9 protein-coding genes are annotated in these 10,883 nt (G+C 62.7%); 6 read left to right on the forward strand and 3 right to left on the reverse strand.

Annotated features, from left to right (window positions below):
- Positions 1 to 106 precede the first annotated feature (106 nt).
- Together RIN49_RS14460 and RIN49_RS14465 are read right to left on the reverse strand one after the other, a co-directional pair.
- Positions 107 to 1,168 carry a lactonase family protein gene (locus tag RIN49_RS14460; protein WP_309120874.1) on the reverse strand — a complete coding sequence of 354 codons (1,062 nt, stop codon included), beginning with the start codon at positions 1,166 to 1,168 and terminating at the stop codon, positions 107 to 109.
- A 122-nt stretch (positions 1,169 to 1,290) separates the two neighbouring features.
- Complete coding sequence (locus RIN49_RS14465; RefSeq protein ID WP_309120875.1) at positions 1,291 to 4,503, reverse strand: glycoside hydrolase family 44 protein; 3,213 nt, start codon at positions 4,501 to 4,503, stop codon at positions 1,291 to 1,293.
- A gap of 197 nt (positions 4,504 to 4,700) precedes the next feature.
- Here RIN49_RS14465 and RIN49_RS14470 point away from each other — a divergent pair, with 197 nt between their 5' ends.
- Positions 4,701 to 5,588 carry a hypothetical protein gene (locus RIN49_RS14470; RefSeq protein WP_309120876.1) on the forward strand — a complete coding sequence of 296 codons (888 nt, stop codon included), beginning with the start codon at positions 4,701 to 4,703 and terminating at the stop codon, positions 5,586 to 5,588.
- A gap of 65 nt (positions 5,589 to 5,653) precedes the next feature.
- On the forward strand, positions 5,654 to 6,115 hold the full coding sequence (locus tag RIN49_RS14475; RefSeq protein ID WP_309120877.1) for a cellulase family glycosylhydrolase: 462 nt from the start codon (positions 5,654 to 5,656) through the stop codon (positions 6,113 to 6,115).
- Positions 6,116 to 6,168: 53 nt separating this feature from the next.
- Here RIN49_RS14475 and RIN49_RS14480 read toward each other — a convergent pair whose 3' ends face one another.
- On the reverse strand, positions 6,169 to 6,429 hold the full coding sequence (locus tag RIN49_RS14480) for a hypothetical protein (RefSeq protein WP_309120878.1): 261 nt from the start codon (positions 6,427 to 6,429) through the stop codon (positions 6,169 to 6,171).
- On the opposite strand from RIN49_RS14480, the gene RIN49_RS14485 reads away from it, so the two are divergent.
- From RIN49_RS14485 to RIN49_RS14500, 4 genes are all read left to right on the forward strand, one after another.
- Positions 6,404 to 6,691, forward strand: coding sequence for a hypothetical protein (locus tag RIN49_RS14485; RefSeq protein WP_309120879.1), 288 nt, complete (start codon positions 6,404 to 6,406; stop codon positions 6,689 to 6,691). The genes RIN49_RS14480 and RIN49_RS14485 overlap by 26 nt on opposite strands.
- A gap of 243 nt (positions 6,692 to 6,934) precedes the next feature.
- A complete protein-coding gene (locus tag RIN49_RS14490) occupies positions 6,935 to 7,270 on the forward strand; it encodes an MGMT family protein (protein ID WP_309120880.1) in 336 nt (111 codons plus the stop codon).
- A 126-nt stretch (positions 7,271 to 7,396) separates the two neighbouring features.
- Positions 7,397 to 9,091, forward strand: coding sequence for an extracellular solute-binding protein (locus tag RIN49_RS14495; protein WP_309120881.1), 1,695 nt, complete (start codon positions 7,397 to 7,399; stop codon positions 9,089 to 9,091).
- 1 nt (position 9,092) lies between these two features.
- Positions 9,093 to 10,883 carry a sensor histidine kinase gene (locus tag RIN49_RS14500; protein WP_309120882.1) on the forward strand — a complete coding sequence of 597 codons (1,791 nt, stop codon included), beginning with the start codon at positions 9,093 to 9,095 and terminating at the stop codon, positions 10,881 to 10,883.

Consider the following 10,883-nt stretch of genomic DNA (forward strand, 5'->3'; position numbering starts at 1 on the left):
CCGCGAATGGCCCCAACGAAACGGAAAACCTCCCGCTAAAGAGGCGCGAGATCGTCGAATTGACGGTTTCGGCGCCGATTAGCGGGAGGTTTTCCCGTTCGCGGGTTTACGATAAGAACTTAATGCACACCGGCTTCGCGACGGAGAAGCGGGACACCGGCTCGCTCAGGCGACCCGTGACTACGCTCCGTCGGAAGACGACGACGTCGTTCGTGTCGCGGTTCGCCGCGAACAGGTACGCCGCGTCCGGGTCCGGCGACAAGGCGAAGTTGCGCGGATGGCGGCCGGAGACGGACGCGTGCTCGACGAGCGACAGCGCGCCCCCGTTCTCGACGCGGAAGACGGCGACGCTGTCGTGCCCGCGGTTCGAGCCGTACAGGAAGCGGCCGTCCGGCGAGACGTGAATGTCGGCGCATGCATTCTCTCCTTCGTACGATGCGGGAAGGGTCGGCACGGTTTGGAATTCCTCGAGCGCGCCGGACGATTCGTCGTAAGCGAACGCCGTAATCGTAGCGTTGAGCTCGTTAATGACGTACCCGACCGGCAGCGTCGGGTGGAAGGCGAAGTGGCGCGGCCCCGCGCCCGGAGCGAGCGAGACGGACGAGACGGGCTCCATCGCGCCGGCCGGGAGGTCCAGCCGGTACGTTACGATCTTGTCCGCGCCGAGGTCGCACGCGACCGCGAATCGGTTGTTCCGGTCGACCGTGACGGAATGCGCCCGCGGACGGTCCTGCGCCGGATGGACGCTTGCGCCCTCGTGCCGGCGAACGTCGGTGGAAAGTCCGACGCCGCCGTCCGTCTCGATGCGGTTCATGCCGACCATGCCGCCATGGTAGCTCGATACCATCAACGCCGTGCGCGTACGATCGAGCTCGACATGGCAGGTCGGGGCCGGTATCGTCTCCGCGATGTTCAGGAGCGACAGCCCGAAACCGGCGTCGATGTCGAACGCCGCGACCGCGCCGCGCTTCGCGCCGTCCTCGCCGGCAAGCTCGGTAATCGCGTACAGCTTGCGGCTCGGCTCGTGGACCGCGAGGAACGTCGGGTTTTGCAGGCCGGCATAACTGCCGAGCAGCGCGATCTCGCCCGTCGCGCGGTCGAATTCGCAAACGTAAACGCCGCTGGAATCGGCGTTCGCATAAGATCCTATGAAGAAGATGTCTTTCATTCCGAAGATGCACCTCGCGTCTAGAAAATGTCACCTCCTATTATCGCCTACCGGACGATACAAAAACAAATGCAAGCCGGCTCTCGCGCACGAGAACCGGCTTGCTTGGCGCGGAGCGCGGATTATTCCGCGCTCAGCACGATGTGGGCTACCGTCAATTTCGGAATGTTCAACGTGAAGGCGTTGCCCTCGATCGACGCGACCGGCGCGCGTTCCGTAATGGCCGCGCTCGCCCCGTCGAAGGCGAACACGCGAGCGGACGTATACGTCGTATCGCCGGCGATCTCGAACGCCGCGTTCATGTCGAAATCGTAATTTTTGTTGATGACGATCATGTGCAGATCGCCGTTGTCGTCTTCGAACGTGGAGCTGTAGATCGAGCTGTTTTCGATATCGGACGTCTCGGCCTTCACCTTCGTGTCGCCGTACGTGCCGTTCGCGCCGTCGTAATTATTGAAGATTTTGAACGCGGCGGAGGCGTATGGAGCGTCGGGACGGCCGTTGACCATTTTCCAATAGGTGCCTAAGTGAACTCCGTATTTTCCGAAAATGCCCAACACGTCCGCGACCGCGATGCCGCCCGAAATATGCGTTTCCCCGCCGTAGTTGTACTCCGTGAACGCGAGTTTCGTGCCGGCGTTGTACGTGTCGATCGAGTCCTGCAGCTTCGGAATGAGCGGCAGGAAGCGGGAGTACCAGGTGCCGATCCAGCTGTTCTCGGTGTAGCTCGGGTCCCACAGCGAACGCGGCGCTTGAATGCGCGTCTTGTTCGCTTCGATATTGTCGTCGGTGCCGCTGTTCGTGATGCGCACGCCGCCGCCGGACACTTCCGGGTACCAGTGCAGGTCGAGCACGTCGAGCAGGCGCTTCCCTTGCTGCGCGGACGCCACGCGCATCCCGTCGAGATAGTAGTCGATGTACCAGTCGTAGTTGCCCTTGACCGTCGACCAATCCGGCGAGCTCTGCATGTCGAGGTACTCGCTGAAGCCGTACAGAACCGGCCCGTATACCTCCGCCGACGGGTCGACGCTCTTCACGGCGGAGGCGAGCGCCACGCCCTTGTTCAACACTTCGGCCGAGCCGGTATGCTCCGGATGCATGAACGGATGCGTCTCGCGCCAGAGGCCCGGCTCGTTGTCGAGCTCGTAGCCCTTAATGCCCGTCGCGGAGGAAGCCGGTCCGAACGTATGGACGAGATGGTTGACGAATTCGTCCATATAGACGTAGCCGTCGGTCGTGTCCGGCGTCTCCGCGAACGGCGCGCCCTTCGTCGGCTTCACCTCGACCCAGCGGTCACCCGGCGCGGCGTCGCCCGCCGCGAGCGGCCCGTTCTTATCCTTGGCGACGTAGCCGGCGGACTGCAGCGTGACGAGCGAGTAGGCGCCCTTCGCGAGCGACTTCTCGTGGAACGCGGTCGTCCCGATGCCAGGCACGTCGTGCAGCGCCCAGTCGACGCCGCCGTAATACCAAGGCACATATCCGTCGCTGGAGTGATGCCAGTCGGCGCCCGCGTTGGACGCGTTGTTTTCCCAGTTGTACGTCGAGAGGCGGTTGCCGCCGAGACGGCGCGCCGTCCAGTTTTCCGAGCCGTCCAGGTCGTCGTTCGTTCCGTAAATATAAGGAGAGATCGGCGCGCGTTCCGCCGTCGGATCGACCTCGAACGCGACGTCGAACGCGCCCGTCGGGTTCCGCAGCGTGTTCAGGCGCAGCGGATCGCTCCACGGTCCTGCCGTCGCGCCGTCCTTCGCGCGGACGCGGTACGTGTGCACCTCGCCGGACGTCAATCCGGCATGCGTATAGGACGTTTGCAGCCCCGCGTCGACGACGACGCCGTCGATTTCGACGTCGTAGCCGGTAATTTCTTCGTCCAGCGCGTTCCACGTCAGCGCGATCGACGCCTCCGTCTTCTCGGCGCGTACGTTCGCCGGCGGCGGCAGCAGCTGCGCGCCCGTCGTCTTCAGCGTAACCGGCGCGCTCCAGACGCTGGGCATCGCCGCGCCGCGGGCGCGCACCTTATACGTGTGCTTCGTGCCCGGGTTCAGCCAGTCGTGCGTGAACGTAACGTCCTGCACGTTCTCGATCAAGCGGCCGTCCGCTTCGACGTCGTACCCGAGCGCGCCGTCGACCGGCTGCCACGTCAGCGTAATCGCATGATCGCTCGGCGTCGCGACGATCCCTTCGGGGAACGCCGGCATGTCGTACAGCGTCGGCTCCGTTCCCCAGGCGAGCTCGCCGTCCAGGTAGCCGACGATCGTCGTCGCCGCGGCCATCGTGCCGTCGTTCCGGAACGAGTAGTCGTTCGATTGGTCGAAGACGGACCAATCCTTCTTGTTGATCCACGTATAGACGCCGGCTTTGGCGCCGGGCGCGAGCGTGCCGGAACCTTCGGCGAAGCCGATCTCGAGGTAGTGGTCGGCCGTCTCGGACGGGATCGGCATCTTCGCGAACCGCGTCGACACGTTCGCCTTCGTCACCGTCGACCAGAAGCCGATCGAGAGCGGCTGTTCGCCGTCGATCGTGAAGTAGTAGCGTGCTTTCAAGCCGCTCAGCTCGATCGGAGCCGCCGTGTTGTTGACGATCTCGAACTCCGGCGAAGGCATCTGGGTCGATGCGTTCGTTCCCGTCTTGCCGTACACCGTAATCGTCGTCGTCGGCGTTGGCTCCGGCTCCGGCTCCGGCTCCGGCTCTGGGTCCGGATTCGGGTCCGGGTCGGGATTCGGATCCGGGATCGGGTCCGTCGTCGTCCCATCGTCGGCCAGCCGCTCGCCCCAGACGAGCTCGCCGTCCAGGAACGCCGGCACCTTCGTCCAGTCGACGTAATCCGAGTCGACGCCGTTGAAGGAGTAGTCGTTCGTCTGCGTGAACGAATGCCAATTCGTCTTGTTGAACCAGCCGACGATCGAGAGAGAAGCTCCCGCCGCCAACTCGCCGGCGCCGCTCGTAAATCCGATCTCCAGGGAATGGTCGGCGCCGTCGACCGGCGTCGCCAGCTTGACGAAGCGAACGGTCAAGCGTTCCTTGCCGACCGGCGTCCAGCAATCGAACGCCATCGGGGCGTCGCCGTCCGCCGTGAAATAATACTTCAGCGTCACGTCCTCGAGCGCGATCGGCGCGTCTCCGGCGTTCACGACCTTAAATTGCGGGCTCGGCTGCTGCGTCGTCTCCGAACGCCCCGCGTTGTAAAACTGTACTTTCACTTGCCCTTCGGCCGCCGCCGAAGCGACAGGGGCCTTGTTCCATCCGCCGAACGCCAATACCCCGTTCAGCGCTACCGTGCAGGCCAATGCCATGGCCCATCCGCGTTTGCCGCGGTTCGTCTGCGTTGTTTTCCCCATTTCCACAATCTTCCTCTCCCATTTGGTCACAGGTGCTATCATACCGAATGTTGAAACTATTTTTTGTGGCGCGCACCACATTTTGAAAATTTATTTCACGAGTCGATCTCCCAGCCGACCATGAAGGGAAAACGCTTCCTACGTCGAATCGGAATGCGTAAGCGGCGAGGCCGCATTGACCAAGGGGAGGAATGTTGATGGAGGCGAAACCGCATCAACCCGCGATCGCGGGGGAGTGGAGGCTGCTGTTCCGGCCCGAGAAGACGGGGAACTACGTGAACGATCACAGCCTTGTCCGCGCGGCCGACGGGAAGTGGCATCTCTTCGGCATTACGAGTTTGGGCGCGTCGATCGATCCGGAGCACGAACGGTATTTCGTGCATGCGAGCGGGGAAAGCCTGGAAGACGGGTTCAGGGAAAAGGGGAAGACGATCGACCACGGCACCCGCGCGTGGGCGCCCGGCGTCGTCGCGGCGAACGGCCGCTATTACATGTACTACGGCCCCGCGCCGACGAAGCTGGCCGTCTCCAACGAGCTGTACCATTGGATCAATAACGACGTCGCCTTGATCGGCTCGCCGATCGACGCCTGCCATCGGGATCATATGGTGATGCGACTGAACGAGTACACGTGGGTCATGTACGCGACCGGCGTCCGCCCGGGAGGCTACGGGTGCATTTCGGTTTACGTGTCCAACGATATGCAGCAGTGGAGGTTCGTCCAATACGCGCTGACGACGTCGGGAGCGGCGCCGCTGCGCTGCGCTTGGGGGGCGACCGAGTCGCCTTACGTCGTTTTCCACGAAGGGTTCTATTACTTATTCATCACGTACACGGACTGCAGCGACGAAACGTACAACGATACGCTCGTCTTTCGTTCGGCGAATCCGTTCGACTTCGGCGATTACCGAGGCGGCGACGGCGGGGCGATCCCGGTCGCGAAGCTGTTCGGACACGCGCCGGAGGTCGTTCGCGATCCGGATACCGGGACGTGGTGGATGACGACGTGCGGATGGCGGGGCAAGGGGGCGCCTCACGAAGGAGGCGTGTCGATTGCGCCTCTGGTTTGGGAAGCGGTGGAATAATTCGGGAATGGTTATGCGGATCGGGCGCTTTTACCGGCGTTCGATCCGTTTTCTGTCATTTGCACGTGAACGAGATTCCGAATCTGAAGCCCGCGAAGATGAACCTGCTGCGCGTCTGGTACTCGTGCCGGTGGAGCAGCTTCGCGGCGGAGTGGGGGCCGATCGCGGCGAACGAATCCGGCCTTAGCATCGTCTACGAAGGGATCGGGCGCTACCGGCTCGACAATCAGCAGCGAATGGATACGCTGCTGGAGACGGCCGCCGCCAACGACGTGTACATCATGCTGACGATGCACAGCTTCGGCGACGGACCGTCCACCGATTCCGAAAACAACTACAGCTTCTGGACCGATCCGGTCGCGAAGGCGTACCAGAAGAAGCTGCTCCGCTACCTATTCGCGCGGTACGGCTACAGCCGGGCGCTCGGCATGCCGGAGTATTGGAACGAGTCCGACAACCGCGTCGACACGACGCCGGCGATCCGGGCCGCGTGGCATAACGAGATGGACGCGTACTGGAAGAGTTAGGATTTCTACAATCACCCGACGACGACGAGCTACGCCTGGCGGGACGCCTTCGATCAAAACCGCCAGACGTGGGAGACGATGCCGACGCTCGTGCGGGGCTGACCGGAGACGACGTACTCGTACGACGTACGGGCGCGCGACGCGCGGAACAACGCGTCGGGCAACAGCGATACGATACAAGTCACGACGCTTCCGCTCATTCCGGAGAACCGGTTGGCGAACCCCGGCTTCGACCAGAGCAACAGTTCGAGCAAACCGGCGAGCCGGGCGTGCGAGAAGGACACGGACGTGAAGCGGAGCGGCACGGCGTCCATGCGGATGTCCGGCGATTCCTGGCCTTGGCTCGGCTTCTATCAGGACGTGACCGCTTCGGTCGGCGAGTCGTTCGCGTTCGGCGGCTACTACAACTCTGGTTTGAACTCGGACGCGACGATCGAGTTCCATCTGCGGTTTTTGAATGCGTCCAATAGCGTCATTCAGGATCATCTGCTGCTGCGCCTCGCAAATCCCGCAAGTAAATATACACTTGCGCCTTGGTCGTCTGCAGCGGCGCGACGCGGCTGCCGTTCACGTTGACCCAGCCGGACGAATTGCCGCCGGTCGATGTCTACTTCGACGACTTCTCGCTGATCGGCAACCGGCGAAGTTAAGCGCACATGTGAGGCTACAGTTGGCGGTCGGCACGGGATTGGCGAACGTTGAGGTTGAGGCCGGCCCCATCCGTCGCAAACTTCTAGTTCACGCGGCGGCGCCCGGGCGATATGATAGATACATTGAAGAAAGCGCGCTCAAGCGCGACGAACAGAGGAGGAAGACGCCATGCAGCCGTTCACCGCGCGCGCGGTCGCGGTCATCCGGGGGATTCCGGCCGGGCGCGTCATGACGTACGGCCAAGTGGCCGAAGCCGCCGGCAGCCGCAGAGCCGCGCGGCAGGTCGTGCGCATTCTGCACGCCATGAGCGAGAAGCACGGCCTGCCGTGGCACCGCGTCGTCAATGCGCAGGGGCGCATCGCGCTCGCGGACGACGAGGGCCGATACACGCAGCGGGAGCTGCTTCGACGGGAGGGCGTCCACGTCGACGATGACGGCCGCCTCGACCTAGAGACCTACTTGCACCGCGACCCCGACCCCGACCTCCCCCCGCACAGCGGCTAAGGAGTGGTCTATTTTCCCCGGCGACGACCTCCCTCTTCCCGGGTTCAAAACCGAAAGCGCTTGCCGGATAATGATAGAAGCGCCCGCTGCGTCGACATTTGGGAGAAGAGGGGGATGCGTGACTTCATGGGCCGATATTCGAAACCGATGCTGCCGCTCCTGTTGTTCGCCGCGTCGCTCGCGGGCTGCGCCTGGATGCCGGGCGGCGCCCGCGAAGCCGAGCCGGGAGCCGGCGAACCGGAGGCCGCCGCCCGAGAACGAAGCGAGGGCCCGGCGACGTATTCGATCAACACGGCGGACGATAAGCTGCGCTGGGGGACGCCGATCACCGACGTCATTACGGCGAAGACCGGCGTCGCGCTCGAATACGAGCTGACGATCGGCGAGCAGTTCCAGCGCTGGGATCTGTGGCTCGCCGGCAACGACTACCCGGACATCATCGTGCTCGATCCGAAATATACGGCGCGCTACAAGGAAGCGGGAGCGATCATTCCGCTGAACGACCTCATCGACGCGTACGGCCCCCACATCAAGCAGAAATACGGCGAGTACTACAATCTGCTCAAGGACGAGAACGGCGACATCTACTCGCTCTACTCCGTCAAGAACGCGCAGGAGGCCCCGGCCGACAGCAGCGGCAACTTCATCGTGCAGTACGACGCGCTGCGGGAAGCCGGCTACCCGGAGCTCCGGACGTTCGACCAGCTGTACGAGCTCATCCGCGCGTACGCCGACAAGCATCCGACCGTCGACGGGAACGAGACGATCGGCTTCGGCGCGTACATGAACGGGTGGACGATGAAGCATGCGTTCAACAATCCGGTCATTTTCGGAAAAGGGTACCCCGACCACGGCAACTACACGATCGACTCCGACGGCGACGTTCGCTACAATCCCGTGTCCGACGATACGAAGGCATATTACAAGTTTCTAAACAAGCTGTATGTGGAGGGGCTGTTCGATCGCGAAGCGTTTTCCATGGACGAAACGACGTTGAAGGCGAAGATCGCCCAAGGGCGGGTGCTCGCGGCGTACGCGCCGAGCTGGATGGTCGGCGAAGCGGAGAAAGCGCTGCGCGCGGCCGGCAAGCCCGAGCGGGCGTATGCCCATCTTCCGCTGTATTTCGACGCGGAGACGGTCGACCGCTCCAATGCGATTACGCCGACGAGCGCCGGCAGCTTCCAATGGACGATCTCGAGCAAGGCGAAGGAGCCCGAGCGGATCGTGAAGATGATCGACTTTTTGTTTTCCGACGAAGGGCAAATTTTGACGCAATGGGGGATCGAGGGCGAAGACTACACGGTGGAGGACGGCAAACGGACGATCGACCCGGAGCTGCTGCGACGCCGGCAGACGGACGTGGACATCGACTACGAGCGCGGCTTCAAGAGCGTGGCGACCGGCGACTATATGTGGTTCGGCGTCGGACACGGCGCGCTTCTCGCCGACGGCGATTACGCGACGCCGCTGACGAAGGACTACGTCCGGGCGAGCTACGACGAGACGACGAAAGCGGTGCTCGACGCCTATGGGAAGCGGGTGTGGGCGGATTTCCTGCCGCCGGTCGAGAAGGTGCCGGCCTTCCTGTGGCAGCTGACGCCGCCGGAGGAGACGAAGATCGAGGAGCAGCGGATGGACGATACGTGGCGCAAGCATGTGCCGAACATCGTTATGGCGCCGACCGAAGCCGAGTTCGAAGCGGCGTGGGCCGCGTTCGTCGCCGAGGAAGAGGAAGCGGGCGTCCGGAAGGCGAACGCCGCCTACACGCGGCTCTGGCGCCGATTCATGACGACGTACAGCGAAAGCTTAGGCGGCGATTGAGATGAAAATACGAACGAAGCTTATATTGACGAATCTGTTTCTCGTCCTGTTTCTGCTCGGCTCGCTTACGTACGTCTTCATGAAGCGGAGCACCGACCTCGTCTTCGAGACGATCACCGAAAATAACGAGCTGTCGCTGTCGCAGGTCGCCTCCAACTTGGATAACAAGCTGCAATCGTACGAGGAGATCGCGAATGCGATCTTCCTGAACAACGCGCTGGACTTAGCCGCGACGAAGGAGTACGCGGACGACCGGGAGGCGTACCGGATGTACTTCGACTACTATCAGCCGTTCGTCTCGGCGATTCAAATTTCGAAGGATATTTATAACTTCCATCAGTACAGCGACAATCCGACGTTCCGGTTCGCCAACGTGTTCGCGATCGACGAGACGGTGCGCGACAGCGACTGGTACCGCCGAACGCTCGAGACGCGGAACGGCGGCATCTGGACGATGCCGTACGTCGCGGCGGGCGACAACCGTCCGGTATTCAGCTTCCACAAGCGCCTGAACAACTTCGATCGCGATTCGGTGCGGGTCGTCTCGCTCGAGATCAAGATCGACGTCTTGCTCGATCTTATTAACGAGGAGAGCAAGAGCAAGCGGTTCCTGTTTATTTTGCCGAACGGAGACGTGCTGTTGGACACCGCGGCCGAGGAGCCGTACGCCTCGATCGACGCGCTGCCCTTCCGGGAGCAGCTCGCCTCCGGCGCGCCGAGCGGCAACTTCACGTACCGCAACTCGGGGGAGACGTATCAAATTTTTTTCCAGACGCTCGATTCGCGCAACACGATTAAAGGCATGAAGGTCGTCAGCTACGTTCCGCTCACCGAGATTATGCCGAAGATCGATCAGCTGAAGTCGCTGGCCGTCGCGCTGCTGCTCGTCGCGTTCCTCGTCTCGGCGCTGCTCATCTCGATCATCTCCGTCGGCCTGACGAGACGGCTGTCGGAGCTGTCGGGCAAGATGCGGACGCTGAGCCGCGACAACTTCGAAAGCTTCGTCGTCGTGAAGGGCAAGGACGAGGTCGCGCAGCTCGGCGAGATGTTCAACATGATGGTGCGCCGCCTGCGGGAGTTGATTCGGGAGGTGTACCAATCGGAGCTGGATCGCCGGGAGCATGAGCTTCGCACGAAGGAGGTCGAGCTGTACGCGCTCCAGACGCAGATCAACCCTCACTTCTTATTCAACGTGCTCAACATGATCCGCGGCAAGCTGCTCATCTCCGGCGAGCGGGAGAACGCGAAGGTCGTCGGGCTGCTCGCGAAGTCGTTCCGCATGATGCTGAAGAAAGGCGGCCAGACGATCCCGTTGTCCGAGGAGATGGAGTTCGTCGACATCTACCTGCAAATCCAGCAGTACCGATTCGGAGATAAATTCTCGTATTCGATCGAGCTGGACGAATCGTCCGGCGGGGCGGACGTGCCGAAGCTGTGCGTGCAGCCTCTCGTCGAGAACGCGCTGTCGCACGGCGTCGAGCTGAACCCGGTCCGTTCGCATATCCGCATCCGCGAGGAGACGAAGGACGGCCGGCTGCATATTACGGTCGCCGACGACGGGCTCGGCATGCCGGCGGAGCGGCTGGCCGAGGTGCGAAGCTGGCTTCGCCAGGCGGACAGTCTCGAGCTCGACGCGCATATCGGCCTGCGCAACGTGCATCTTCGGCTCCGGCAGCTGTACGGGGACGAATACGGGCTCGTCGTCGACAGCGAAGAAGGCCGCGGCACGCAGGTCACGATGATTATTCCGACAACGAGGGCGACGGCGACCCGAAAGGAGGACATTTCCTGA

Source organism: Paenibacillus sp. (assembly GCF_031177825.1).
Classification (GTDB): Bacteria; Bacillota; Bacilli; order Paenibacillales; family YIM-B00363; genus Paenibacillus_AE.